This window comes from Synechococcus sp. WH 8109, from assembly GCF_000161795.2.
Taxonomy (GTDB): domain Bacteria; phylum Cyanobacteriota; class Cyanobacteriia; order PCC-6307; family Cyanobiaceae; genus Parasynechococcus.
Genome location: NZ_CP006882.1, coordinates 392,690 through 418,749 on the forward strand (window position 1 = coordinate 392,690; position 26,060 = coordinate 418,749).

The 26,060-nt window shown below is 49.3% G+C and carries 29 protein-coding genes; 8 read left to right on the forward strand and 21 right to left on the reverse strand.

Features of this window, described 5'->3' with window-relative positions:
- Positions 1–291 precede the first annotated feature (291 nt).
- Together Syncc8109_RS02015 and Syncc8109_RS02020 are read left to right on the forward strand one after the other, a co-directional pair.
- Positions 292–1,617 (forward strand): HEAT repeat domain-containing protein, encoded by a 1,326-nt coding sequence (locus tag Syncc8109_RS02015; protein ID WP_006850799.1) that lies wholly within the window; start codon positions 292–294, stop codon positions 1,615–1,617.
- A 73-nt stretch (positions 1,618–1,690) separates the two neighbouring features.
- Positions 1,691–2,329 carry a HEAT repeat domain-containing protein gene (locus Syncc8109_RS02020; RefSeq protein ID WP_006851226.1) on the forward strand — a complete coding sequence of 213 codons (639 nt, stop codon included), beginning with the start codon at positions 1,691–1,693 and terminating at the stop codon, positions 2,327–2,329.
- Between the two features lie 8 nt (positions 2,330–2,337).
- On the opposite strand, the gene Syncc8109_RS02025 is transcribed toward Syncc8109_RS02020, so the two are convergent.
- Positions 2,338–2,682, reverse strand: coding sequence for a Nif11-like leader peptide family natural product precursor (locus Syncc8109_RS02025; protein ID WP_006850559.1), 345 nt, complete (start codon positions 2,680–2,682; stop codon positions 2,338–2,340).
- Between the two features lie 358 nt (positions 2,683–3,040).
- Here Syncc8109_RS02025 and Syncc8109_RS12110 point away from each other — a divergent pair, with 358 nt between their 5' ends.
- The gene (locus Syncc8109_RS12110; protein ID WP_006851487.1) at positions 3,041–4,231 is read left to right on the forward strand and encodes a HEAT repeat domain-containing protein; all 1,191 of its coding nucleotides are present in this window, start codon (positions 3,041–3,043) and stop codon (positions 4,229–4,231) included.
- A gap of 25 nt (positions 4,232–4,256) precedes the next feature.
- Here the strand turns inward: Syncc8109_RS12110 and Syncc8109_RS11485 are convergent, their stop codons facing one another.
- From Syncc8109_RS11485 to Syncc8109_RS02050, 7 genes are all read right to left on the reverse strand, one after another.
- Complete coding sequence (locus tag Syncc8109_RS11485) at positions 4,257–5,222, reverse strand: helix-turn-helix transcriptional regulator (protein ID WP_006851703.1); 966 nt, start codon at positions 5,220–5,222, stop codon at positions 4,257–4,259.
- A 3-nt stretch (positions 5,223–5,225) separates the two neighbouring features.
- Positions 5,226–6,209 carry a helix-turn-helix domain-containing protein gene (locus tag Syncc8109_RS11490; RefSeq protein WP_232202439.1) on the reverse strand — a complete coding sequence of 328 codons (984 nt, stop codon included), beginning with the start codon at positions 6,207–6,209 and terminating at the stop codon, positions 5,226–5,228.
- Between the two features lie 262 nt (positions 6,210–6,471).
- Positions 6,472–7,368 (reverse strand): HEAT repeat domain-containing protein, encoded by an 897-nt coding sequence (locus Syncc8109_RS02030; protein WP_006849917.1) that lies wholly within the window; start codon positions 7,366–7,368, stop codon positions 6,472–6,474.
- 156 nt (positions 7,369–7,524) lie between these two features.
- On the reverse strand, positions 7,525–8,394 hold the full coding sequence (locus Syncc8109_RS02035; RefSeq protein ID WP_025362078.1) for a phycobilisome rod-core linker polypeptide: 870 nt from the start codon (positions 8,392–8,394) through the stop codon (positions 7,525–7,527).
- A 329-nt stretch (positions 8,395–8,723) separates the two neighbouring features.
- Positions 8,724–9,221, reverse strand: a complete 498-nt coding sequence (gene mpeA / locus Syncc8109_RS02040; RefSeq protein ID WP_006850994.1) for a class 2 C-phycoerythrin subunit alpha — start codon at positions 9,219–9,221, stop codon at positions 8,724–8,726.
- A 46-nt stretch (positions 9,222–9,267) separates the two neighbouring features.
- Positions 9,268–9,804, reverse strand: coding sequence for a bleomycin hydrolase (locus tag Syncc8109_RS02045; protein ID WP_006850273.1), 537 nt, complete (start codon positions 9,802–9,804; stop codon positions 9,268–9,270).
- A gap of 180 nt (positions 9,805–9,984) precedes the next feature.
- Positions 9,985–11,181, reverse strand: a complete 1,197-nt coding sequence (locus Syncc8109_RS02050) for a HEAT repeat domain-containing protein (RefSeq protein ID WP_006849584.1) — start codon at positions 11,179–11,181, stop codon at positions 9,985–9,987.
- Positions 11,182–11,429: 248 nt separating this feature from the next.
- Here Syncc8109_RS02050 and Syncc8109_RS11495 point away from each other — a divergent pair, with 248 nt between their 5' ends.
- The 3 genes from Syncc8109_RS11495 to Syncc8109_RS11505 are packed head-to-tail and all read left to right on the forward strand — an operon-like array spanning position 11,430 to position 12,327.
- A complete protein-coding gene (locus Syncc8109_RS11495) occupies positions 11,430–11,750 on the forward strand; it encodes a hypothetical protein (protein ID WP_006851061.1) in 321 nt (106 codons plus the stop codon).
- Between the two features lie 2 nt (positions 11,751–11,752).
- Positions 11,753–12,034 carry a Nif11-like leader peptide family natural product precursor gene (locus tag Syncc8109_RS11500; protein WP_232202440.1) on the forward strand — a complete coding sequence of 94 codons (282 nt, stop codon included), beginning with the start codon at positions 11,753–11,755 and terminating at the stop codon, positions 12,032–12,034.
- 59 nt (positions 12,035–12,093) lie between these two features.
- Positions 12,094–12,327, forward strand: a complete 234-nt coding sequence (locus tag Syncc8109_RS11505) for a Nif11-like leader peptide family natural product precursor (protein ID WP_071823037.1) — start codon at positions 12,094–12,096, stop codon at positions 12,325–12,327.
- A gap of 8 nt (positions 12,328–12,335) precedes the next feature.
- On the opposite strand, the gene Syncc8109_RS11510 is transcribed toward Syncc8109_RS11505, so the two are convergent.
- The 11 genes from Syncc8109_RS11510 to Syncc8109_RS02095 form a co-directional block, all read right to left on the reverse strand.
- Positions 12,336–12,641 carry a CpeR family transcriptional regulator gene (locus Syncc8109_RS11510; RefSeq protein ID WP_071823038.1) on the reverse strand — a complete coding sequence of 102 codons (306 nt, stop codon included), beginning with the start codon at positions 12,639–12,641 and terminating at the stop codon, positions 12,336–12,338.
- Between the two features lies 1 nt (position 12,642).
- A complete protein-coding gene (locus tag Syncc8109_RS11515) occupies positions 12,643–13,257 on the reverse strand; it encodes a chromophore lyase CpcT/CpeT (RefSeq protein WP_006851296.1) in 615 nt (204 codons plus the stop codon).
- A gap of 9 nt (positions 13,258–13,266) precedes the next feature.
- Positions 13,267–13,809 carry a phycobiliprotein lyase gene (locus Syncc8109_RS11520; RefSeq protein ID WP_071823039.1) on the reverse strand — a complete coding sequence of 181 codons (543 nt, stop codon included), beginning with the start codon at positions 13,807–13,809 and terminating at the stop codon, positions 13,267–13,269.
- A gap of 279 nt (positions 13,810–14,088) precedes the next feature.
- Entirely contained in the window at positions 14,089–14,832 is a 744-nt protein-coding gene (locus Syncc8109_RS02060; protein WP_006850447.1) for a phycobilisome rod-core linker polypeptide, read from the reverse strand.
- Between the two features lie 76 nt (positions 14,833–14,908).
- Complete coding sequence (locus tag Syncc8109_RS02065) at positions 14,909–16,555, reverse strand: phycobilisome rod-core linker polypeptide (RefSeq protein ID WP_006851967.1); 1,647 nt, start codon at positions 16,553–16,555, stop codon at positions 14,909–14,911.
- A 55-nt stretch (positions 16,556–16,610) separates the two neighbouring features.
- Positions 16,611–17,495, reverse strand: coding sequence for a phycobilisome linker polypeptide (locus tag Syncc8109_RS02070; protein WP_006851592.1), 885 nt, complete (start codon positions 17,493–17,495; stop codon positions 16,611–16,613).
- 172 nt (positions 17,496–17,667) lie between these two features.
- Entirely contained in the window at positions 17,668–18,387 is a 720-nt protein-coding gene (locus Syncc8109_RS02075) for a pentapeptide repeat-containing protein (protein WP_025362081.1), read from the reverse strand.
- A 1-nt stretch (position 18,388) separates the two neighbouring features.
- Entirely contained in the window at positions 18,389–19,147 is a 759-nt protein-coding gene (locus tag Syncc8109_RS02080; protein ID WP_006850788.1) for a phycobilisome rod-core linker polypeptide, read from the reverse strand.
- A 71-nt stretch (positions 19,148–19,218) separates the two neighbouring features.
- Positions 19,219–19,794: a phycobilisome polypeptide gene (locus tag Syncc8109_RS02085; RefSeq protein WP_006851375.1), complete on the reverse strand. Its 576-nt coding sequence runs from the start codon at positions 19,792–19,794 to the stop codon at positions 19,219–19,221.
- Positions 19,791–20,216: a hypothetical protein gene (locus Syncc8109_RS02090; RefSeq protein ID WP_006851926.1), complete on the reverse strand. Its 426-nt coding sequence runs from the start codon at positions 20,214–20,216 to the stop codon at positions 19,791–19,793. The genes Syncc8109_RS02085 and Syncc8109_RS02090 overlap by 4 nt, the downstream gene beginning before the upstream one ends.
- 109 nt (positions 20,217–20,325) lie before the next feature.
- Entirely contained in the window at positions 20,326–20,982 is a 657-nt protein-coding gene (locus tag Syncc8109_RS02095) for a TVP38/TMEM64 family protein (RefSeq protein ID WP_006849896.1), read from the reverse strand.
- 68 nt (positions 20,983–21,050) lie between these two features.
- Here Syncc8109_RS02095 and Syncc8109_RS02100 point away from each other — a divergent pair, with 68 nt between their 5' ends.
- Positions 21,051–21,542, forward strand: coding sequence for a hypothetical protein (locus tag Syncc8109_RS02100; protein WP_006849854.1), 492 nt, complete (start codon positions 21,051–21,053; stop codon positions 21,540–21,542).
- Here the strand turns inward: Syncc8109_RS02100 and Syncc8109_RS02105 are convergent, their stop codons facing one another.
- Positions 21,543–21,782 (reverse strand): hypothetical protein, encoded by a 240-nt coding sequence (locus tag Syncc8109_RS02105; RefSeq protein ID WP_006851289.1) that lies wholly within the window; start codon positions 21,780–21,782, stop codon positions 21,543–21,545. It lies immediately after the preceding gene.
- A 214-nt stretch (positions 21,783–21,996) separates the two neighbouring features.
- Between Syncc8109_RS02105 and Syncc8109_RS02110 the strand changes: the two genes are divergently transcribed.
- Positions 21,997–23,424 carry a hypothetical protein gene (locus Syncc8109_RS02110; protein ID WP_006851659.1) on the forward strand — a complete coding sequence of 476 codons (1,428 nt, stop codon included), beginning with the start codon at positions 21,997–21,999 and terminating at the stop codon, positions 23,422–23,424.
- 764 nt (positions 23,425–24,188) lie between these two features.
- On the opposite strand, the gene Syncc8109_RS02115 is transcribed toward Syncc8109_RS02110, so the two are convergent.
- Positions 24,189–24,443: a hypothetical protein gene (locus Syncc8109_RS02115; protein ID WP_025362083.1), complete on the reverse strand. Its 255-nt coding sequence runs from the start codon at positions 24,441–24,443 to the stop codon at positions 24,189–24,191.
- Between the last annotated feature and the right edge of the window lie 1,617 nt (positions 24,444–26,060).

Sequence of the window (26,060 nt, forward strand, 5' to 3'; positions counted from 1 at the left end):
AGCCAACAGATATTATCGGTGTATTGCAACTTCTAAAGGATTTCATCCATTGCGCCATGAACCGGGTGTCAACGCAAACTGTGTGGGAAGTTGAGGGCCTGCAGCCGTCCATCACACCAGTGGAAACATGGATCAATCGTCCGGGGAAAGGTCCCATATTTTTTTTAGTGGTTCAGAAGAATTTTGCCTCCGGTATCGTCTGATGGCAAGCTTGCTATTACTTTCTTATTCCAACAGGCCCCATTGAATTACGTACCTCAAGTAGAATCGTGTAAATATTGACCATTACTGATGACTGGTCTTTTCGATAATATTCATGCTGGCTTGGATCAACAGGGAGCAATTGATATCTTGTCTAAAGAAGTTGGTATTCTGGAAAGTGAGAGTGATTATTATATGGCTGTTTCTCATTTAATTAATTTTCCAGGCTCGAAAACCAGTCAAGCCTTATTGGCTTTTCTAGATAAGTGTTCTGCGGATGTACCTGTAGGTCTTGCACAACGAAAAGCTGTAGAAGTTCTTGCGCGATTAGGGGTTGCAGAGGCGACGTCCAAAATTGCAAGTTTTTTAAGTAGCTCTGATGTGTATATGGTTGAGAATGCTGCTTGGGCATTGTCTCGTTTGAACTGTCAAGATCCTGAAGTTCACCAACATATGATCGATTTGTTAGATGATGCTAGCCAGAATCAAAGAGTCTTAATTCAAAGTCTCTCAAAGCTTTCTGTTGAATCAGCAATTTCTACTATTTCAGTACACACAGCCCATGAAAAGACTTCGGTCCGTGGTGCTGCCATCGCTGCCATGATTCATCTATCTGGAGATCAATCCCATCTGGCTGATCTTTCGGATCATTTGTACGCCTCCAATCAAATGGATCGCCAGTCGGCCGTTCAGGATGTGATCGATGCGAATGCTGTTGAGCTTTTGTCTGATTTGATGCAAGCACCAATATCGCCTGCATTTCGGATGCGAGCTGTAAGATCTCTCTTGAATAACCCGTCAAACAAACTCTCAGACCATGATTTACTATCAGCGGTAGATCAAGTTTTGTTTGACGATCCTCGTTTGATCACTGTCCTACATCATTACGGCGATCCTTTGCCTACAGAGCTACTGATTGATGGCTTGTTCCATCCCGATTTTAGTCGTTGTTATCTTGCTATGCAGGCACTAATAAAACGTGATGCTCAAGAGATTTGGAGTGCTATTGAGAATTGCTGGCAAGATAAAGCCCACAATGACTATGGTGCACACTATTTTTTGATGCGTTTGTTTGGCCTTGCTGAAGGTTGGACAGACGAAGCATTACTTGATATTCGCAAAATTCTCTCAGATGCTATTGCAGATAAGCGTCCTCAATTTAGAAAATCACCCCCAGCTGCTTTGCTGTCATTCGCCATACTATTTCCTGGCCAATACGATAGTTTTCTGGATAATTGTTTGTATTTAGAAAATAATCTTAGTTGGGATATGCGTTACGCAGGCCTCCTCTTGATTCAATCTGATCAAACCGAGCATCTTCAACTTCGATTTCAACGTCAACTACAACAGCTTGTCGAGTCTGATGGCGACAGTTTGCTGCGACTAAAAGCACAGAGCATTCTGGATCGTGGTTGAGAACTAAGTGGCAATTCTTCATGTCCCATGACTTGAAATGCTAGTATTGAAAGATAATGATTAAGGCTTTTAAATGAGTGGCGATTCGAACATTCCTTCAGTTGATGCATTGTTTGAAGATCTAATGCATCCCAACCCTAGGATTCAAGAAGAAGCTTGTTTAATTCTTTCTGAGAACTATCGGGAAGAGGCATTGCCAACATTATTGGATCTCTTCTGTCATCATGATCCTAAAGTCTACAGAGCGGCTGTTAAAGGTGTTGGCTTTTTTGGGAGCTCTGCGTTTGCTCCCTTGATCGAACTTTATGCAACAACAGAGAATCAAACTGCAAGGCGTTGCTGCCCTAAGGCCTTTGTGCAGGTGTTCAAAAACTTCCCAGATCAGCCGTTTCCTGATTCAGTCATGGAAATGCTGGAACAAGGGATAGATGATTCCGATATGGTTGTCGTGCAGGGTGCACTGATGTGTCTTGGTCAGATCGGTAAGCAACAATTTAAGTCTGAAGAGGCAATCCAAATTTTGGCCAAGTCTCTCAGCAGCCAAAATGTTGCTTTGATTTTCAGTGCATCTCAGGCTCTTGCCGATATTCCCAATCCTTTGGCAGAAGATGCTTTACGTTCATTGCAGAACAATAATGATGATCCCTTGATACAGGAGGCTGCACAGTCTGCATTGGCACGACTTCAGAATCTGCTCAATTCAAAGCGTTAGATTGCTTTTTATCGAGCTACAGTTTCTACACCTTTGTAGTAGCCTCCAGCGCGGAAATCAAAACGTTCTACTTTGTCTTCTTTTGCGCATGTTGTCTGTGAATAGTGCAGCAGAGTATTAAACCCTTCGGGCACCATCTTGGGGCACAGCCTCCCAACATCATTGGCAAATGGGCAGAAGTACACCCCTGCCCATCGATTAAGAAAACGTCCTTTTATTTCATCAGAAAAGATAAATCCATGTTGATTAGCGAGCTTGAGGATCTCCTCGGGCTCAGCTTCTTTGAAAAGGGATCTGAACGATAGGTCTTCTTCTAGAACCTGAAGAAAGCGGATAAACTCAGCACGAGACATGATGCATCATCGGAATATCCAGATCTTATCAGCAAGTGTCCGGTTCTTATCAGGGTTGTTTTGCTTATTGACCGCTCAGCATCCTGTTAAACAATCTTGATGCCAATATAACTTTCTTATGAAATGTCTTTTCCTTGACGAAAAAGTTCATGCAGATCTATTTAGACGACTAGGAATTCTCTAGTGTTTTGCCTTTGTAGGCAAATTGTCTCTGCTTTATGCGCCGAACATACTAATTTATTCTTCTTAAAGTATATGTCCACTAATTATCAATCCCTCTGCCGTGCGGGTCACTTCTTACCAAATCGGATTTGCCGATCAATTTTGCTGTAAAAATTGAATATACGCATGTTGCATTGTGCCAAGTTCACAGCGATTTGATAATCTTTTTTCATGGATGGGTGAACAGCAAGCAATTGAGTTGCTTTCGCAAAACGTTAGTACTCTTGATAATCCTGGCATTAAATATATAGCTGCAACACGGTTGGGAGCTTGTTCTTCACGAGATTCTTTGGATGCATTAGTCGCAGCGGCTACCGGGGATAGAGATAATATTTTCGATTCCATTACGCGTCGTAAGTCCATTGAAGCGCTAGGGCGTCGTCGCGACCTTAGTACTCTGCCAACCATTTATGAAGCTATGCATAGTAGTGATGAGCAGACGATTGTGAATTCAGTAGATACGCTAATTCATTTTGGCATACCTCTTGATGCTCAGTTTAAATCATCTCTTTTGAAGATTATTCAAAATGGCTCCGATATACTCAAGCGTGTTGCCATTCAATGCTTCACTCGTTTGGAGATGCATGAGTGTAATGGTATTATTCATGAGCAAGAGAGTAATCCAAATATATTGGTTAATGGCGCATCAATCGCTTATTCAATAAGGGTTGAAGATGACAAGCATAAATTGCATATTCTTGAAAATCATCTCAACGATTTGAATGTCATACATAGACGTTCGTCCGTCATTGATATTGGTGACGCTGGAGACCCTTCTCTTTTGTCAAGTATTTCGAAAGCAGCGGTGTCAATGCCGTTGAGAGCTAAAAGTGCGTTCAAGATGACTTCTAAAATTAAAACTAAATCACAAAGAACATTAATCAATCAAATGTTGAAGGATGATTCTCGACATTTGTATTTTACGCAGAAATTTGATGCACCAAATGATTTAGAAAAAGTTTGCGATTTCCTTAAGCATAGAGATGAAGAGCACCAGTACTTTGGTGCTAAGACCGTATTGAGTTGGCCAGCTTCAACTGTAACTGACGCAATTAAGTCTATTTGGGACCATCATGGATCTGATTATGGTGTTCACTATCAAGTAAATTGCTTGGTGTCTCAACTCGGCTTAAAAGAGTTGTCTTACATAATAAAGGAATCATTATTGGAGCCGGCTCCGCAGTATGCAAAATCAAAAATAGCTGCGACTTGGGGATGTTTAACTTTAGGTTTAATGGAATGTCGTAGTGATATTGAAAATCTACTTTTAAAATCCACTTGGGAGCCCCTACGATGGACATGCGCGGAAGTCTTGCGTGAACTATAGAAAATTATTTCTGGATGCAATGCACCTATATTGGCAATCTATATCTTCTCGACTTTTCGATAGTCTGACTTGGGAGTTCTCCGAATGCAGTGTAATAGCGCCGTGCATATCTCCCTTGATGCTTAAACCCATATTTAATTGCAATATCTCGAATTGAATATAGATTTAGTTTTCGACGAGCGTCTTGGTTAAGCATAATTCTTCTGGATTCTTCAAGTCTAATTTGTGTCATCAATTCAATGATTCCCATTCCAAAGTACTCCTGACATATGCGATATAATGATGCTTGGCTTGTATTTATATATTTGCATACTTCAAGCAATGATAGAGGGGATTCCATCGTCTTCTCACTATGTGCAAGATCAATGATTTCTCTTAATTGATCGATATGTTTTGGATCTTGACTATTTTGCTCAGTCATTGGCTCTTCTAGACATGCGATTGCAAGATCAAAATATTTTTCTGGGTTCTGAATTCCCGCAGATACTTCTCTGGCAGCTAATCTCTTAAGTTGGTTTAGAGCTGTATTATTGCAATAAATCCCCTGATCACTCGTGAGTCGTTCAAGTCCATCATATGCTTTGCAATTTTCGAGTAATTCAAATAGGAGCTGCTTTTCTAGCATGCAACCAGTACTAGAACATTCGTTGTTATATTTTCCCCATGCGTTTCCTGGTACTGAATTAATCGTGCCAAATCCAGCCAGGCTATTTTTTGTCATTTTAAATCCATCACAACAGCCAAAGACTCCTTGAGTATTAGCTTTTGGCGTAATCCAATTGAAATCAATAGTTATACCATTCCCCCACCCCTCGTACAATAATGTTTTGTTGGCAGATATTTCTGCAAGTGCGACTTTATTAGTATTTGCTGCTTGCATAGTATAGAAACCACTGCCACCTTCCAGTTGCGTTATTTTTGTAAGCTGACCGAGTTTTGCAAGCTCTTCAGAGAGCTCCAGTGGATCACGATATTCAATAGATGTTTTCATGTATTACTCTCCCTGCCATGCACTAAATGAATACAAATTTTTATTGGATCGATCTATTGTTTGGCTGGGTGATTCCCCAAAGTATGTGGAGTAGGAGGCTTCGAATTTTTTCCAGTTCGTAAAACCGTAGTAAAGTGCTGTTCTCTTTTTTGTAAAATCTTTGAGACCTGTTGAGGAATGTGGAGTTAAAAAAGCCTTGCGAGTCTGTTCTAGGCGTACTCTTCTTACAAGCTCAATCACATCCATATTAAAGTTTTTTCGGCATATAGTATTGAGAGACTCTGTATTTGAATTCAAGTATTCAGTAATTTCGTCAAGTGTTATTGGTGGCATGCCAGCCCTATCTTCGTGAATTAGTCTAACCATGTCTTCTATTAGATCCGTTGACTCGCATCGATGTGCGTCATAGGTTGATTCATTATTTTCGTTGTCTAGGAATATAATTGCTAGATCGTAAAATGAATTTGGTTTCGTTGATGGCTGGCCATTAAAATGTCCGCTAAATAATTTTTTGAGCTGAGCACATGCATGATCATGCGAGTCAATTCCAATGCATTCCTCAAGCCTCGCATAGGCATTAAATGCGTTCAATTTGTTGATTCTCTCTTGTAATTTATTCCATTTCAGGCTCATGCAGCAAAGCTCTTCGTTTGCTCCTACAATGTCCCAGATATTTCCTCCTGTTTTGTTTATCCGGTTGAAGCCAGCAATGCTATCTTTTGTCATTTGGTGGCCGCTAATGATTGTCTGTGCCTCCGTATCGTTTGTCGGTAATGTGTCTAGCCAGCAGAATGATACTGATTTTGTGTTGGCTTCTTCCTCGTAGAGCAGAGTTTGGTTCGATTTAAAAATTTCAAGATGTACATCTTGAATAGGTGAGCAAGTGGTCTTCGTTTCGAGAAGGCCGGTGCTTAGTTGAGTTACATTGCATCCGAAGCTGGATGTTGAGTGATATTCCTCGAAATGTGCTTTGCAAAATTCCTCCATCTCGAGCGTATCCGAAAACACATAATTTCGCGATCGTTTTTTTCGCAAACTTCTTCCGCGTATTTATGTACTCTATTGTTTTCCTGGACTTGCGTGTGGAACGCTTAATGTTTTGCTGAGAGATTGCTTTTTTCTCTTATTCGTATCCACTTCTTATCAATTTAGTAGATATTGTCTCTGCTTGTGTTATCCACTTGATTGTGTCCAGAGTGGTAGCTTGCTTTTTAATTCTTTTCTTGGCATTCTATGTTTTTAGTTGCGCTTATAAATCTCGGCTTAGTATATTAATTGCTGCATTGAATACTGCTTGGACTGACTCATCTGATTCTTTCGATTTCGCTTTTTCTATGCTTTTGATGCTGTTAATTGCCTCGAGCTTCATGAGTGCCATTGCTGTATTTTTGCGTACCTGAGTGTCTGTGTCGATTAATTTTTTGATAAGCATTTGTTCAACATCTTCGGCATCACATGATTTTCCTATGAGAGTTACCGCTTCTGCTCTCACCTCTGCTGAGATGTCATTGAGCGCTTGAAAGACTCTGTTTTGTGCCCGCAGATCATCACTCTTCTGTATTTGATCTCCCAAGGCTGAAATTGCAGCAACTCGAACTTCTGCCACGTCTGAACTGGCAGCCTCGAGCAATGCTTCCGGTGCTTTTGCGCCGATGAAACTCAGAGCAAGGTTGATCAAACCAACCTGGAATGGTGTGCAATCTGGATTTTTGAGGATTCCAAGCAACGAATCCATTGCGTCGGGGCCAATGGTTGCCATCGCTCCAGCAGACGACCCGAGTACAACTGGATCACTATCTTCTAAAAAGGCTTCAAGCAGATAAGGCAACGCGTCCTTGTTGCCAATCAAATTCAGTGTTTTGGCTGATGCTCTTCTTACGATCACATTCTGGTGCTGGCGAAGTGCTTTACAAAGAATGGGTAGAGCTTCGTTACCTACCGCCCCAAGACTTTTTGCAAAGGTGAGTCGTAAAGCGCCTCTCGCATCCCCAAGTCCGGCGACCATACGTTTGAGTGACTCGGCGTCAGATCTTGGGATCTCACCTTCGCTTAATTTTGCACTGAGTTCATCAGCGAGTTGGAGAGCTTCTTCTTCCGTGAGTTGGCTTTCGCTGATTGATGAGATATCGGTGAAATCCTGGAGCACGGTGGATGTCCAACTTCGTTGAGTCGCAATCTAAGCGACTCTCATCAGGCGCCTACCGGCTTGTGGTGCTTTGCAGTGTCACCGCAGGACACAAAAATGCCCCCTTCCTGGAAAGGGGGCAGAAGTGATGGCACTTCGGTGCCTAACCCATCTTCATCAAAATGGCAGTGGCTTAACGCCGAAGGGACGGAAGGGAGCAGCGCCGGTTCTCCTGGGAGGCTGATGTCCTCCGTACTTTTGTTGGGGCAGCGTTGGTGCGCCCTTAAAGATCGGCTTCATCATGCTGATCGCTGCTGCAGCCAGTTGCATCGTGGTGCGACTCCGACGTCCTTGTGCGTTGTCACTAACGGCAACCTTTGTGCCGGCAAGCTCGCGCATCATGTTGAAGGAGCTGGTCATCATTCCTGCGTAGGAATCGCCTGCTCGCATGTAAGGAACGATGTCTGATCCAAACACCTCGGCATATTCTGCGCAATCTGTGAGGCTGTCAATCAGAGCATCAAATCCCTCTTCTGCTTGAAGTTTGATGCTGTTTTGAACTTCTTCTTGAGTGAGGGGTGCCCGTCCAAGCAGGTGTTTGAAGTTCAGTTCAATCCCCCGTTGAGGGGCGACACTATGGAAATAATTTTCCTTGTAGAAAGGAGATTTTGCTAGGCCGTTCACAAAGTCGCGAACTGTAATTTCTCCGTTCATCAAGCGAGCCTCAAGGGATGTGCAACGCTCGTTTTCAGTGGGAGGTAGGTTTCCGTAGACCTGCCTGTAGGCGGAAATGATTGTCCGCTCTAGTGCTTCACTGCTGCTTGGGTGATACTCGTCGAAAGTCACTGCGAAGGGACATTCACTATGCAGCCTTGGGCCAATGCCAAGTCCCATTTGGGAACAGGTGTTGCGCTTAAATTCAGCGATGGCTCCAGCAACAGTCCGATGGACGGTGTTTTTGCCAGCTTTGCTGGATATCGCGTAAGACGCTGGTTTGGTGCGGCTAGCAGCAGCCATTCCAGCCGGGCTCGTTTGTGTACTGAGCATGGGGTTAGTGAGGGGAGGTGAATTGCGGTGACTATTCCCTACATGCTTAAAGCAACAAATTGTTGTTGCTCATAGGCTTAATAGAGGCTTTTTGTGAACTGTGAGCATTAATTTTGCTCTCATGGTTCACTCAATGTCACCTTGAGTAAACATTGCGTCTGTCATTGTGGCTAAATTTTTTGTTGAATAGCCCCAATTTTCCTGGGTTATTCCAGAATTGTTTACTCTCGATTTTCAAGAAGTTTGTTTTTTGACTTTTAAAACAAAAAGGGGTGGGCTTTTGGCCCACCCCTTGGTTAGATCAAAAAATCACTCAGGTTGACTGTTGATCAGCCGAGGGAGTTGATCACATAGTCGAGCAGCTGGTTGTAGGCGGTCAGAGCCTGAGCGCTCATGTCGCGAGGGGCGCAACCGCGGGAACGCAGGTGGGAGAAACCAGCCACGTAGGTGCCAGCGTCGATGCTGAGGGCCTTGTAGACCTCTTTCTGACCGTTGATGGCCAGCTCATCCAGAGGGCCGGTGCCGCCGGTGACCAGGCAGTAGTTGATCAGACGCAGGTAGTGAACGAAGTCACGCTTGCACTTCTCTTTGCCTTCGGTGGCGCACTTACGGGGCTGACGGCCGGTGGCACCGTTGGGGTACTGGGCGTAGACAGCATCAACAGCTTCCTGTGCAACTTGGTCGTAGTTGCTGGCCAGCTTTTCAGCAGCTTCCAAACGAGCAGAGGCGCGTTGGATGGAGCCCTGGACGGACTCCATGTCGGAGGCTGTGGGGAAGCGGGATGCGCTGTCGGCTGCGCCGACGACGGTGGTGATAACGGACTTCATGATTAAGAAGAAGGGTGTTCAGGTGTGCAGAAAATCGATACCTGGCTCAGCTGATGGCGCTGATCACCATGTCGAAGTAGCTAGCAGCTTCACCAGACAGGCTGGCGCAATCACCAGAGGTGAGAGCCATCTTCTTGGGCTGGCTGTTGGTGTTGGTGATGAGGGCGCTAGCAGCGGCCTTCATGATGGCAACAGCACGTGCGGCGGATCCGGTGGGAACGCCCAGAGCGGCATAGGTCTCGCGGAGACCGTTCAGGCAGCGGTCCTGCAGCACGGAAGCGTCGCCGGCGAGCAGTGCGTAGGAGACGTAACGCAGAACGATCTCGCCATCACGCAGGCAAGCAGCCATCTTGCGGTTGGTGTACACACCACCGTTGGGGGCGGTCAGGCCGGTGTTCTCGCAGCAGATGCCGGCGACGGCGTCAGACACGATGCAGCTGGCGTTAGAGGTGATGGCGTTCACAGCGTCCAAGCGCTTGTTGCCATCAGCAATGAAGGACTTCAGGGAAGCCAGTTCGCCGCCACCAATGAAGGAGCCGCTGGAATCGGCCGAGACAGCAGCCCGGGAGAATGCGTCGAGCATGGGGTTGTGGAATACGTTGTTTGGGGAGATGCATTCCGCATCACGAATGACACTACCCCTGCTTCCCAGGCCGTCTTACTGAAGGAGGACGTCAGGACACACAAGTTGACAAAGGCGAAATCAGTAAGGCCGTGTCTTCAACCAATGTCCGACAGTTCACCTTATTTATGGTTCGTTTTTTTATGACAACTGTTTAAGGACGCGTTGGCAGGTCCATTTCAGTGGTAACCAGAAGGCACTGGCTGAAAGCTCCTCCAGGAGTGGCTTTTGGTCCACAAGGCCCAAGCGGAGGCACCCCCATGCAGCAGCGATCCGGGACTTGGTGTATTGAGGGATTGTTTCGGCTAAGGCAAGCCTGATTAGATCGCTTCGTTCTTCCAAACCCTGAAGACTGACGACGGCGGTTAGGTAATAGTGCGTAACGTAATCACTCCATAATTTTTCTTTAATTTCGTTAATTAAAATCATTCTCTCTGCTTTAGGCATGGCCATCAAGCTTGAGGCACCACCGTATTGTCGTGCTTCGTCGCGATGTTGAAGGTTGTTTTCGATCTCTGTAGGTTCAATTTTACAAACCCACTCTTTCCTAAGTTTGAGTTGTTGAGGGTTATCTTGCAAGAGTTGTGTTATTAGCTCAGCATATTCTTCCGGTATCTGGCATGTCTTATCAGGATCGACCAACTGAAATGCACTTCTAGCCCGCAAAGACATCGACACAGGAGCTGTGACAAGAGCTTCCAGCCTTGAAACGTCACCTGCATCGCCCAAATCAATTACGGCAGAGCGCCTCCGTCCCGCGATTGGATCAACAAGTTGCGGGATGAGGACATCAAGGCCCTCTGGCTGTTGAGCAACTTTCGACATGTATGCCCTTGCCGCACCAGCCACCAAGGGATTGGAATCATTCCGGAGGGGGCTGATGCTATTGATGACAGAGGGGACCCCTAAACGACAAAATGCTTGTATGACAGCTCGCTTTTGAATATCCTCACCCTCAAGGGCTTCCAATAATTTTTCATGATCTGCTTCTGTTAACGGTGCTCCAATTTTTGTTATCGCTTCTACAGAATTAATTACCGCAGCTTCATCGCTACATTTTAAGGCTCGAAACAGAGAAGGTAGGGCCTTTGGACTTTTTCGTCTGCCAAGGGCGTCAATCGCCTTGCGTCGCGTGATTCGATTAAAAAGATGCTCTGGATCCAGCGCTGCGGCCTGAATCAGCACATCAAGTGATTCTTCGCTGTTACTCGCTCCAAGCCTTGTGGCTGCCATGTATTTATCAACGGGCCTCTCGAGTGAGTCTGGATCAGCCAAAATCACTGCCATGGCCTGCTCTTCTGTCAAGCCTTCAACCAAGTTGTCGAATCGCTCGGCCATGTTTAACGCGTCATCAATGAAATTTCTGGATTTTCTGTCAGCGGGTGTTTGGCTGCACTGTTAGAGCAGCTGACCTGATTCTGTTGAATCTGCAGTGACGTTGAAATTCCATCTTCTCTTTGACCATAGCATCCACGTCTGAATATCAGTGATGATTTATGACTGGTTGATTGTCTTCTCTGATTTGCGCCGTCTTTTTATGAATACGTTCTCGCCGTCTGTTATCGTAAGAGGAGGGTTTTTGTATCATGCCAGTCTCTCCCGAGCTCGAACAGGCTCTTTCTAGATTTGTTGAAGCTGTCCAGAAGTCAGCAGATGTCCAAGATCAATTGAATCTCGTTTCTGACTTGGAGCAATTAAAAGCAATCGTTAATGATGTTGCACCTTCATTAACTGGCTCGGCATTGATTCCCTATGAACAGGCGACGAGCCCTCCAAAAATTACCATCGATTCAGGTATTTTAGAAAAAAATATTCCATGGCGGTTGTTGCGTTGCCCGGGTGGTCCTTTGGTTCTGCAGATGATATGTGAGAAGGTGAATTTTGCGCTTTGGATTGAAAGCTGCTAATGATGTCTGATTCTGCTATTGATGATTTTGTCCAGATGGTCATTTATGATCATTCTGTTGCAACTGGATTGAAGTCTTGCAAGACAGATCAAGACATCGTTGATTTTGCGGCTTCCCGCGATTATTTTTTTTCAATTGCGGCTTGGCTTCAGTATGTTGAATCAGATTCAGCTTGTTTATCTGAATCTGAAGTCTTGGGGATGCAAGCCATCGCAAACGATCACTGGTCATGGGCATTCCGTAAAATCGCCCCATGGAGAGCTCTGTTGATGGATGGTGCCTAGTTTTACGGTCTGCTGATGGAAGTTTCGTTTAGAATTGCCTTGTGATTCCATGGCCTTTGATGACCGGTTCTGCTCTTAGCGCCAATCAAGATCAAGTCTTAGAGGCTTTTATCTCTTTAGTTCGACAAAAGCCAGATCTAAAAGCTCAAATTAAGGCTGCCCTTAATCAGGATCAAGTCATTGAGATCGCAGCTTCTAATGGTTTCGATATCGATTCCTCCGCTATTTTAAGAAAATGGAGTAAACATACTGATTTCAGTCAAGACACCTGGATGGGTTGGTTTGAAGAATGAATTTTTATTCAAGAATTAATTTCTGAATATCTTGTTGTTTTACTACCTTTTTTTGCCCAATAAGTGACAAGATCTTCCCCTCCTGGTCTTGGTACGCTTGCTGTGGCCTGCAGTATTTTGAACGACCGTCTTGGTCCCATCGGCCAATTTCCAATTGCTTTGACTGTCCTTATTCTTCCCCCAATAGCCTGTACAGAAGCCTCAAACTTATCGAGTTGAGTTTGATCGACTGTTTCGAAGATAAAGTCTGTACCAACACATATTAAATGCTGTGAGCGTATCCAAGACTTCATTTGTTTTTTGACGTCTTCCATTCTAGATCTTCGATTTCAGCCACTCATCGTTGACTTCTTCTGAGAAGCTTTGGATCCTTTTGAATCTGAGAAGGCCGTGTTCAGAGCCCCAAATCTGTTCGTCTGTGCTTGGATCAAAGCCTCTATCTCGACTTATCCAATTTTCTTGGTCCACTTCAACTTCACTTACCAGATAAGTGAGTTTTCCGTCTCGTGGAACCAAGCAGTTTTTCCCTGGCTCAACTTTTCCGATGTAATGCCCTTTTTCTTTACAATGAAAGTGCATGGCACACCCACAACGTTCTGTTAGGGTTGTGGATTTGATTGCATTCATGATTTGGGGATCTCGACCAGCTCCCGCTAATCTTCTGGGGTTTGTGAACCCATAGTTCTCAACCACAAAAGTATCTTCATGCGTAGTTAATCGGTGAATACCCTGTCGATAGGGATCCCATGGTGCATAGTCATAACATTGTTCTGAATAAAAACCAGGACCTTCGAAAATATGCCAGGGTAATGGTCGAAAGAAGATATTGATCCGTGCAAAATCTTTCGGGTCTTTTTGTGACTGTTCGATGTTGTCGTAGACGCCTGCAAGAGTTTTTGCAAACTCGGCTATGGCTAAATTCTTGTTCATCTTTAGTGACTATGCATTAATTCGTCTAACTTCTGAGGCAAACGATGTTTGGAGCACGCCTGATCCAGCTGAAGTTCTTAGAACTGATGATCTACAGCGTACATTCTCTGAGACAAACCAAATTTTTTCTTCAGTAATTGACTGCTCGTAGTTTGTTGTGAGCGTGAATGTACCGTCGTTAGAAAAGTTGTATTCTGAGATTGCCGCCTGAGCTTCTGCATATCCAATACTTCTGATCAACGTCCCCGAAGAAATATCTTTGACAAAAGGAATAATAATGCAAGATCCAGATGACACTTCTGATGGGTCATCAGGTTCCCAGTCACTTTCTGCGCACCATTCCATTTTGAATGGAGACGAAATCGTATCTAAATTATGTTTATTGGCTAGGGATGATTCAAGCAACTGTTTAACGGCAGAATCATCTTTGCTGACCTCTTCGATTGTAACTTCGCTCAGAACCTCTTCAAACTGTTGGAAGGCCAAAGAATGACCCGAACGCATTGAGCGCCATTTGCCTGAACTTTGAGCAACAAATTGCTCAATCGTCATGCAGGCTTTGGTTGTTTTCTGAGCTGAGCTCATCCAGCGAAGGAGAGTTGATGTGCATCATGTTAACCATGGAGTCGACCATCATGGACATAGCCATGGGCGTTGATGCAACTGACTGGAGGAATGTGTTGTTCCTGTTTGGTTTTTCGCTGGATGGCGGTCGAAGGATAGGCATCGTTAGAAGGTTTGTTTGACGCGATTTTTAAGCCGAATCGCTGAAACGATCAAATTTGAATTCCCTCCATCATCACTGATGAGCTAGAAGAAATTCCGAGATTTTCAAAAGGAGTTAGCCTTCGCAATAGAAAGGATCTGGCCGCCTTGCGAGAGGATTGACTTGATCGTGGCTGACATCGACGTTTGGGTTACCACCGATTTCTGCACAGCGCGCCGGTTGGCGCCTACCTGGCGGCGTGATGTCCAGTTGATGGTCAACGATTTGGCGTTGCCAACGCCTCTACGGTCTTGGGCCTCTGGTGAACTATCAGTGCAGAGACTATTCAAGAGTTTTGAATCAGTTTCTGCATTGTCGTATCCGGCAAAACCGGCATCCAAAGCTTTTGCCCGTGTGAAGAAAAGCGTGCTTCCACCAACCAGGGTCTGAGTGGCACGATTGTACGGAACTTGGTCGATGCCAAAGGCAGACAGGTATTCATCGCTGTATGTGTAACTTGCGATTTCTGCTTCGTATCCCTCTTCCTGCAGCAGCCGAACATGGCCCATCAACTCGGCTTGGTCACGGGGTGGGCGGCCCAGAAGATGTTTGAAATTCAGTTCAACAAAGCGGTAGGGGCTGTTGTTTTCCAGAAAAAGCTTTTTATAGGTTTCAGACTGGGCGAGAGCTGTCACCAATCCCTGAACTGTCAGATCCCCATTGATGAACAACGCCTCAATTGAGGGGTTCACATCGAGTTCCATCAGGTGTCTATTACCAAACACCTGTCGGTACGTTTGGCGAATCACATCTGCAGCATGTGACGTGTCAACGTTGGCGGCTGAGGAAAGGGTTGTTGGCTCAGTCATTTTGTTCTGATTGGAGGGTGATGTGAGTGAGCCACCTCTTCATGAAGTGGCTCCCTAGTGCAGCAATCGAATGCTTTTACATCACCTCAGTGATGGAAACGATCTTGCCCCCGCGTGCATGGATGTACTTCATTTGGCTGCTCATGTCTTTTCCGGACACGACGTAGCTGTTACCAGCCGTGCGTTGACGCGAACGAGCAGCCTGAGAAGCAACAACAATGCGGAAACGCTTCTTGGTGGGATCAGGTGCGCCAGATTGAGTGCCAGTTCGGTTTGCCCGGCTGGTGGTTTTGCTCCAGCCACTGGGCGCGAGCCCTGTCGCAACCGAACTCACCAAAGCGGAGGTGCCGAGAACCGTATCGCTTGCGGCATACCCTTCTGCCAGGCTCAGTTGACGGTTGAAGTCAACTTGAGAGCGGCCGCTTTCGGTGAGGATTCGAGCGAACGGAACTGTGTCTTCACCAAAGGTGTTCTGATATTCAGCGCTATCGACATAGCTGGAGATTTCAGCCTCATACCCACCTTCGGCAAGGATCTTGGTGTGTTCGCTGATTTCGGCTTGGGACCGTGGCGCTCTTCCCAGGAAATGTTTGAAGTTCAGTTCGATGAATCGATACGGCGCGCTGGTTTCGAAGAAACGACGCTTGTATTCGGCTGAAAGGCCCACAGCACGAACGAATTCACGTGTGCTCAGATAGCCATCGATGAATTTGCTTTCCGCAGAGATAACCCGCTCGAATTCCATCAGATGGGGATTGCCCATCACCTGTTTGTAGGTGGAACGAATCAGCGCGGCGAGCTGATCCGGGCCGTCACCAGGGCAACGTTGGAAAGTTTCTTGCTCTCTCTGGCCGAGGCCGAAGGTGACATACACATCACCACGCATGGGCGCAGAGTCTTTGCCTGAGGTGATACCAGGTGCCTTGCTGCTGAACTGCGTGGCCGTGAAACTTCCAGAGGAGGGACGCAGACCGATGGGCTGACTTGGCAGGCTGATCCTTGGAGCCACTCCATTCGCGAGGCTGCGCGTCAGCGCAGGACTTCCGCCGCGGGCACTATCACTGCCGGCAAAACTCTTTTGAAGAGCGGCCAGCATTGGGAAGGCTGCTGTTGATAGGTCTGCTGGCGAACTCCATGAACGCGCATAGGGCACCACGTCGCTACCGAAGACTTCGAGGTACTCCGCGGAGTCAACGATGCTGTCTACCAAGCCGTTGTGACCGTGTTCTGCCTGCAGGGCGATTTTCGCTGAGATCTCGGCCTGTGTTTCAGGTGCTCGGCCCAACAGGTGCTTGAACGTCAGCTCGACACCCCGCTGTGGGGCCACGCTTCTGAAGAAACGGTCCTTGTAGAAACTGGACTTGGCCAGACCACGAACGAATTCACGCACGGTCAAACGACCGTCCCGAAGCTGAGCTTCCAATTCCGAGCAACGCTCGAAATCCATCACGTGGGCGTTGCCAAAAACCTGTCGATATGACGCACTGATTACCGTTTCCAGTGACGCCACATCTTCTGGGCTATAGCACTCGCTCGTGACGCGATGGGGGCAGTCCTCATGAGTGCGTGGACCAACCCCATTCGCCATCTGATCACACGACTGCTTCAGGAACTCACCAATGGTGAGGGCAGCGGTTTTGGCTACCCCCTTGCGCTGGAAGCGAACGGGATCACTCCACTTGGTGGTTGTGCCGAAGCCAAGAGAAGATTGTGTGCTGGCCATTGTTTTGTGAGGGGAGATGGGGTCGTGTGCGTCGAGATAAGAGCGGATGAAGCGTTTAGGTCACCGGCGTAATGCTGGCGATTTTGCCGCCTTCGTTATGGATGCGTTTGAACTGCTCTGAGAGCTTGTCGAACGGCACGTAGAAGATGCGGTTGCTTCGGGTGTAGCGGGAAATCCGCCTGACATTGTTGGCTTTGTAGGCCGTGACCTCGACCCGATACGTGATGCCTTGATCGCCTGCGCCAACCCCAAGACGTGTGGGTGCGTCCTGAAGGTTGGTAGAGGGACGGAAACTCCAGCCAGCGGTCTCTTTGGAGGATGGGGGAACCACTGCGATGGCTCGGTTCAGATAAGCCGAACCACCCAGCTTGCTCTTGTTGCCTGCAAGATCACCCTTGAGGCTGCTGCTGCTGTTGCCTCGCAGCAGCTGGAAGCTCCAGGTGAATTCCTGCAAGGTGGCACAGCTTTCGGTCTTCCAGCCCCGCTGATAGGGCACGGTCCATTCGCCGAAGGTGTTTTGGTATTCCGCGCTGTTCAGGAAGCTGTCGATATCAGCCTCATACCCTTGGCTGTCCAGGCGATCGGCGTGCTCACGCATTTCCGCGTAGTCAGCAGGTGCTCTCCCGAGAAGATGGCGGAAGGCCAGCTCGATGTAGCGGTATCGCGCGCAGCTATCAAAGAAGCGGCTGCGGTACAGGTCGCTTTTGGCAATGCGGCCCACCAGCTCACGGACGCTGATTTCACCGAGCTTGAACTGTGACTCTTCGACGATCTGCCGCTCGCTGTCCATCACGTAAGCGTTGCCAAGCACTTGCTTGTACACAGCACGGATGATCTGTTCTTTCCTGGCGTCCTCATCGCCTGGGATCAGCTCGAGAGGGGCTTCACTCTCCTCAGAGAAGCGTTCGACCCCCAGAAGCGAGGCTGGACCGAAAGGCATGAATTCACACGCATTGGTTCGACTAATAGTCCTTCAGAAGCTCACGCCCGAAGAGCATTCTTTATAAACCTCAATCAATTGTGTCCGACTGTTGCGTCACGGCCTGATTCCTACGCCGTGACGGCGATCTCGGCGGGTTCTGTAGGAAAAGTTTGGATGCAAATGGCTCGCTTTAAGCGTCCTGCCCTTGCCCCTTGATCAGGGACTCAAGGCTCGCTCTTGTCGTGGAGCGTGTCATCGGATTCCAGCAGTCGAGTTCCTGGACGGATCGACTGAGAAGAGCGCCAATTTGATCCTCCAGTCCGGTGCAGAGCGAAAAGTCCGCCCCGCGAATCGACGTAACGGTTTCGAGAGCTGCTCCCTCAAGGTTGGCGCCGCGAAGATCGGCCATGTCCATCTCGCAGGTTCCGAAGCGGGTCCCCCGGCACATGGCTCCGCGAAACGTGGCTGATCGCAGGTCAGCACCTGCTAGAGAAACGCCATCGAGCAAAGCTCCACTCAGATCTGAACCACTCAGATAGGCGCCCATCAACACGCTCCCCCTGAGATCCATCCCGCGCAGATCTGTGCTGTTGAGAAATGCCCCATTCAGCTTCGCCCCGGGGCCAACGGCACCGCTTGTGTTCAGTGCAAAGCCCTCAGGCACCAGGGTGGTCTGGTCGTAACGGGCCAGGCGTAGATCAGCGCCTTCGAGTTGGCACTGGCTGAGGTTTGTGCCGCGCAGATCACAGCGACAGAGCTTGGCGTCTCTTAGGTCGAGTTCCCCCAAGTCCTTACCGCTCCAGTCAGCCCCCCGAGCATCGACTGGATTTGTGGCTGAGCTTGTTGCGCCGCACGTTTCCGGTGCCGTCCACTCACGCAGATTTAGAGCCCCAGATTTGGGCATCGACATCTCAGTTTCGCAGCATCGCGACAACGATGGTAAGGAGCACCCGCGCGATTTCGAATCCACCGACGGCAAACAGGCCGAGCCAGAGCTTAAGAGCGAAAGCAGGGGGTTCCTCGTTGACCCAAGTGGTAGCAACCTCCAGTCGCTCTGACTGCGCACCTTGATGGATAGGCGCCCGATCTTGAAGGGCGTCGCGCCAGTCGGTTCCGTAGCGCGGGAATTGTTGGTAGATCGGGATTTCCCCAAGGGGCCGCCCGGGCAGAACTCGTGAACGTTGCTGAGGAACCAGGTCGTACCCGAAGCAGTTCATGTATTCCTGGCTGTCGAGCAGGGCGTCGACGAAGGTGGTAAAGCCCTTTTCGCCGATCACGATCGACCAGGCCCGGCGTTCGGCGTCGCCATGGGTCGGGCGCCCAAGCACGCGTCCCACCACCTGATCCACCATCCGGTAGTTCGAGTTGCACTGGTAGTAGCCCTGCTGGAAGCGTTCTGACAGCAGCAGACCACGTATGAAATCCCGAACCGTGATGTTGCCGCTCCGGAGCTGTGATTCCAGGAATGGTTCGCGATCACTTCGCATCGCATGGAAGAAGACCTGGCGATATGCCTGTTCGATCAAGCTGTCCATCTCTGTTCTGGCGCTGTCATCGCCTGCTGCAGAGGAGGCATAGGTTTGGGGCTTGATGGTGCTGTTGTCGCCTGCGAGATTGCTAACGCGGCCGTTTTGGGTGTTGAGCGGGTACCCAAGAAGCGGGATGGCCATTAGGGGCTCCGTGAGTAGAAATACTTGGGTGTGATCCTCTCTTGATCAAAAGGTTTTGGTGGTTGTGCTTATCAGCTCTTAACTGCAGATTTGTTGAGCTCGGCGTGTAGGTGCTGGAAGCAGTCGCGGATTAACTGCCGGTCGTTCGATCGCGAGACCCCCTCCAGGGCATTCTCTTTGAGCTGACCGAGGGCGATGTTCATCCCCTCGATGGGCACGTTCATTCGTCTGTACAGCTCCCGTAGGGCAGCCATGCCACTCGGGTTTGTAAAGCAGCTCTGGTTGCAGGCCACCGCATACGTGATCACGCGAAGAAAGTTCCAACAGTCGCGCCAGCAGGCATCCGCTCTGTCTTCCGGGTGAAGAGCCCCGCCCGGTTGCACCAAATGCGGCTGGGTTTCAATGAGATGTGCCCGTGCCTGGTTCACCAATTGATCCGATCGTTGGATCAGGTTGTCGGCGATCGATCCATCAATGCCGGAGACCTGGCAGATCGTTGTGAGCTCATCGCTCGAGAGCTGGCGTTGGGCTTGGTCAGCACGCTCAAGAATGCTTCGCGTGGCCTGCGGCAACTCCTGGTTGAGGCTCAATCCTTGAACCTGTGCGGTCTGCACCAGGGTCTTGAAGTCGGTGTTTTGAAAGTTCAAGGGTTGATGCTGGCCACAGGCGTGGCGATCAGCCAGCCGTGGCGTTCCAGGTAGAAGGCCCACACCAGGTCATCCCCCAACCCAGGGCAACGGGTGATGGCTGCTTCCGTGAGTTCTGTTGGTACCCCCAACTGCGACAACAGCCAGCCGACGGCGTCTGGGCTTGAGGCCGTCGCTGTACGGATTGCAGATCCCACCACCCAGGTCAGGCGGGTGTCCTTGAGATCACCATTGCTTCCTTCGCAAGCCAGCAGAAGGTTGGCCGCCGTGGTGTGTTGATCAAATGTCTCCTGCCAGAGCGCGATGTTTTCATCACGGAGGTTGATCCGAAAACAGCCGTCTCCCACAGGTAGATCAAGCTCACCGCTGCTACCGGCCTGGTTCTGCAGAACAGCAATTCTCGGATCTGCCAGTGCGCTCATCGAGAAACGCCGATCAACTCGAATGTATCTAGTGTCCAGGAATTTCCTCGACCCCGGCAGCGGTTCGTGGGAATCGACATGGATCGGCCGTCATCCCCGAAAGATCCTGTCAGGAGTGGTTGTCGGAGGGCGCCTCTGAGGATTTCTTTTTCAGCACACCGGTGATGGTGGCAAGAGCAAACATGGCCAGCAGAGCCAATCCCAGGGTGAGGCTGGCGCCCTGAGCGGCTCCTGCTCCTACGGCAACGAGGATCGAATCGCTGATCAGCACACTGATCAGCAGGGCCGGAGCGAACAGACGCCAGTGGGTGCGGCTGATCCCGATGGCATAGCTGAGGAAATCAAACAGTCCGGTCATCAGCAGGCCGGTCATCAAAAAGAAGTTGCCCTCCAGCTGGTTCTTGCTGAAGCCATCGATGCGTTTCATTGCGCTGGCCCCCACCAGGCGGCTCACCGGTCCGCGTCCCCAGCGGCGGGCGATGGAGAAGGCCGCACTGCAGAACACCAGGTCCGACAGGATGATCGTGAGATAACCCGCTTTGAAGCCCAGCAGCGAGCCGGCCAGCAGGGAATACACCGAACTTGGCAGTGCCGGCAGGATGATGCTGACCCCTCGCAGTAGGAACAGGCCGAGTGGGGCCCAGATGCCCATGTCGTTCACGGCGCTTTGCAGCGGAGCAATGCCATATCGCTGCAAATAAACGACGGCAACAATGAAGACAGCGACCCAGGCGCTGACCTTCAGCCCTGTCTTCAGCCTGGACATCTCTTCAATCGTTCGTTAGCCCTGGGGAATGTAGGCCAGTCGTGGCTTTCCCCAGGGCCGTGGACAGGATGCTCAGCATCGATACCATCAGCGAAATTTCTCAACACGAGGCCAGCCCGGTGACCACCACCTCCCCGCGCACCACGTTCGAGCAACAGCTGTGCACCCACCTGCTCAGCCTCAGTGAAGTCGTGGAAACGCTGGCGGATCGGTTGATGGAACTGGAAACGCGGTTGGCCGCCGTTGAGGGCCAGCAGCTGGTGGATGCAGAGATCGCGGCGGTCAGTGATGACGCCGGTGAACTGCTCCTGGCCAGCGAAGAGAAGGTGCGGATGCTTCGGGATCGTCTGAGCCCAGGCGAGGTCGTCGAGCTTCATGCTGATTCTCACGCCGAGGAGGCTTCAGCAGCGCACGATCACGAAATCTCAGAAGCTCCTGAAATGGAAATGGAAATGGAAATGGACGACGACCGAGTCGAGGACGAGGCCTTCGGTGATGAGCCCCTCAGCGATGACATGGAATACGTGGATGATCCCCAGATCGATCTGCTCTCCGCCTGATCAGGCCAGCTCCAGCAGCCTGATCCGGAATGCGGCCACCTGGCGTGCCATCTCCGGGGAACTGATCAGAAAGGGGTGATCGGCCATCGCCTCGATTACGGCTTCGAGATGCTCCTCTTGACTGAGTTCAGCCTTGCTGCTGCTTCGGAGTTGCTTCCAGGTGCGGTCGAACACCATGGCAAAGCTGTCCGCGTTGTCGAAAACCCGATCTGTGCCTGCATCTGGGGAGATGAATGACACGGCAGTTTTGGAATCAATGTGATACCAGGACCCAGATTTGAACTGGGGACGTTGCGACAATTTGCCCCTTTAAGCGCTCAATCTGTATAGCGTTGATACAAAAATGCCCTTTTTGGGCGTTTTTGCTTGCTGCTCCCATACCGCTCCCATACCATCGGGATGATTTGCGGTAGGTCCGAACCACTCCTGGAAGGTGTTTCGGTAGGGGAACTCTATGGGACGGTCGCTGCCACAGGAATGGATAGACGGCACCCTTCACACCCTCAACGTGGTGCGCGACCTGGGGGGCAAAGGGAACATCCCCCACACCTCTCTATCGGTCGTCCGTCAGAAACCCAGCGCGAACAGCAGAAAGACCAAGAACCTCCAGTGGCGCTTCCTGCCGGAGAAAGCAGATGACCCTCGTCCGTTTGCTGGCAAAACCAATCGGGGGCGGGGAAAGCGCATCTATATAGAAGGGACTTGCGGGACCACCGACCCCTGGGAAGCAGCAAAGGTCGCGGTTGCTGCCTCTCAAAAGAAGTGGCAGGACCTCCTTTCACAGTCCCAAGTGCGGGAAGTGGAGAAGCAACACGCTCTGTCGGTCTATTGGGAGCGTTGGTATGCCAAAGGGGAACTGGAACCACGGAACAACCGAAGTCGTTGGTTGAGCGACAAGCGGAATCTTTGGAACGGGACCACAGGCATAGGCGTTCAGCCCTGGGCGACTGTCAAAAGCATTCAGGCGATCACGAGCAACGACTTTTTGGAGTTCTTCCGTCTCGTCAGGGAGAACTGTGAAGCGAAGGGCAACTCAGGAGAAGAGACCAGAAGGCAATACAAGACTCTTATCCGCAACCTGTTCAAAGAGGCGAAGGCAGATTTCCCCGCTCTGTCCTGCCCTGAGTTTCCTGCGATAAAAAAGAGCGTGCTTCAGAAGAGGCACTTCACCCATCAGGAGTGGGATCAATTGGTTCGCATTGCCTCCGAACTGTCTGGTGGTGCTGCTCGCCGCTCTCTGACGGAGGAGGAATACCGGGAACTGCCTTGGACCCCGACGAACCGTCAGAACTCACGCAACTGGGTTGATTTGTATGACGCGCTCCACATGGAGTGGTTCTATTACCTCCGAAGTGAGGATGCTCCTCGGTTGAGAAGTGAGTGGTTCAGCGATCAACTGACCGATGCGGGAGAACCACAGGTCATCTGTTTCCTTGAGAAAACAAAGGGTGACAGGGAAAAGCACGACACCTATGCCTACCGACCAGATGCGTTGGAGAACGTCCGCCGCATTCTTAAGAGGAAACCACAGGGGTGGTTGAACTTTCCCCACATCAAGAGAACGGAAGGCAACGAAAACGAGAGCAACGTTGGAGAGACAATCAACTTCCTTCTCAAGAAGGCATGTGAGAAGGCAGGAATCTCAACCAAAGGGATTGATTGGACCACCTGTCGCCATACCGCGTTCCGCTTGACCTTGGAGGACTACCCAGAACTTGGGACCACGCAATACATCCGGGATTTTGCAGACAACGGTCATACGTCGCCAAAGATGTTGGAGGAGCGTTATTTGCGCTTTATCCAGCGTGAGAAGACAGCAGCAAAGGCGCGGGCAGCAACCACTCCAGGGAAGTGGTCACTAATAAGCAGAACGAAGAATTAAGAGCAATTGATTTGATTATGCTCTGATGTTAATTAAAACTTGACTAGATATTGATTAAACTGTAGAATTGCCTTTGTGGAGGTTGGCGAAGAATTTCCAGGTTCTTATATTCTTTGTGTCTCAATTGTTGCGTAATACGTTAGTCAAACTCCTGAAATGCATAACTAGGTTTGTGACCTTTGATCTTAAGGGTGTGTCTAAGTAGGTTCTAAAGGGATGAAAAACAACAGAATCAGATCCCGAAGGGATCAATCCACGAAGTGGATTATATTTTAATCGTTCCAAAAAACATAGGTGTCTTCTTCGCTTAAGACCGCAAGAGAGCGAGAAAGCCAGCCCACCACTAGGAAGTCCCATTAAATTAACCACCAACCAAACCCCCTATACCTCCCCCCTAATCAAACACGTTGAGGAAGCCAAATAGTCAAAGATTTAACATGACCTATACCAAGAGAGAAGCGCCAATCTTGGTTCCCATTGAGCACAAACTTTGTTCTGAACTGGGGCTTGATCGCTCTGAACTCCATAAGACGGTAATTAAAGAGTTCTGGAATCGCCGTCAGCAATCCACCTTGTTGTTGATTTGAGGAAGATATGTCCACAAAAGTATTAATAGACAGCGTTCACGAAACGATGCTGAAGGAACTCGCCAAGAAATTTCGGGCAACCCAGCAGGACTTGGTGGAGGAATACATCCGCGTCAATTGTAATATCGTCTTTAAAAAGAAGAGGTGAGAGGTTTTTGTTTCACTGAACTATTAAATTTAAGAGACCTGAAGGAGTTGGATTAGATCCGGTAATTCGTCGATCTGAGCAGGTTGTTTGTCTCTGTCATCAACAAAGGTCACTTCATATCCCTCGTAGTTCTTCATTAAATCCAGTTCGACGACGTCACCGTTCAGGAACATCCGCACGTTGATCCCCCAGTCAGCGCACTGAACTAGGAGTGACTCAACCTTGTCCTCCTTCAAGTCGGTTAGGAGAGAGCGGATGGTTTCTTCGGTTTGCGCTGCGTCCATTGGTCCCTCGGGCGTCAGGGAATATCCCCGGAGTCTGAATCCTGCGGCAGGGGACTGGAGTTCAGAGTCGTTCCGTCTGACCCTTTTGACTCCTGTTCTGCTCTGGTCAATCTCTCCACCAGGTTCAGGGTGTCGTGAGGGGACAAATCACCGTCATCGCCCCACTTGAGACTGGAAAGATCAGGCGGGCACATGAGGGGGTAAGGCATGTATCTGCGCAACCTACGGACGTTGAGATCGCTGTTGCGGCAATGCTCCCCGAAGATTCATGGAAGAAATGCTGAATTGAGTGCCTTTGCGATACCGAACTGGTTGGGAGTGGTTTTAACCACGCACAATCCGACCACCCAGGCATTGCTCAGAGATGCTCCAGAACCCCGCCGCTGCTTTCAGGAGTTCTCGATTTGGAGCGAACTCCTCTGTTCGCCAAAAAAGGAGCGCACTGTCCAGCCCAACAAAAATCACTCGATTGACGTCCTGGGATTTGGGGACTCGCTTGTGCGGGTTCCATACAAGGTCGTTCTCAAATAGCAGAGCAGTTCCTGAATTAGCGGCGTCCTTGGTGAAGAAGGACCAAGTGGTTTGGCGGTATTGCTTGGGTTTACTGGACATAAATATTCCAAGTCGTTTGTCCTCCTGGATCAGAACCCCTCGAAGTGCCATAGGAGTTCGCTCTTCCAAGCGAATGGAAATGGTGGGGACCTCTTCACTGGTTACTTCGCAGACCAAGGGCAGTGGGACTGCACTCGCAGGCATTGCTGACAGAAGCAGAAGGAGTAATGCCCTCATTCGTCCCTCATCAAACACGGCATTCTCATGGATTCACCTCAGTTAGGACTTCTCCGTCTTCGCTCAGCACTCGGGTTTTCCTGCCGATCATCTTGGCGATCCTCTTTGCTTCTTCAGAGGCGACCTCTAATGACGCTGCTCTCGCGTGGAGGTGCCATTCCAAAAAGGGGTTCAGTTCTTGGATTTGGAACTGATTCCCTGCCATCCCCTTAGTCGCCTACCAAGACTTCGTTGATCCGATTTTCGAGCGTCTTCTCCTCCAAGGCGGGGGCAAGCGCGTCTCCTGTCGCTCTGAGTAGATCAGCAGTGATCTGTCTTGCCTCTGGGTTGGCGTAGATGAAGACCCCAATGGCAATACCCAGCAGAACTCTCAGCACGGCACCTTCACCTGTTGCTAAATGATCCGACGAACCATCGATGTTGTCATCCCCATCGCCGATGCGATTTTGCCGTATCCACCTCCTCTCTTGCGTATCTCCATAACTGCTACTTCCCTTTCCGGTGGTGCCTTTTTAATGACCACCTTCCAGTGATCGAGATGTAATTACATCAAACTCTTGAAGTAGAGCGTACGCATCTTCGAACCGCTCAGCATCTCTGAGTTCTTGGACCTTGTGATTCCACCAAATTCCAGTGTCGATAATTGCTTGGAGTTGTTCAGGCGAGGGGTTGAACCCTGATCCTCCAGACATAAACGCCTTTCTGATTTCACGGAAGAGTATCTGCTGAGAACAGGAACGCAAGTAAATCAGGATAAAGGGAGTTTTACCTATGGATCTGATCATTGAGATAGATATGATAAGTCCTTTGCACTTAATCGTTAGGTCC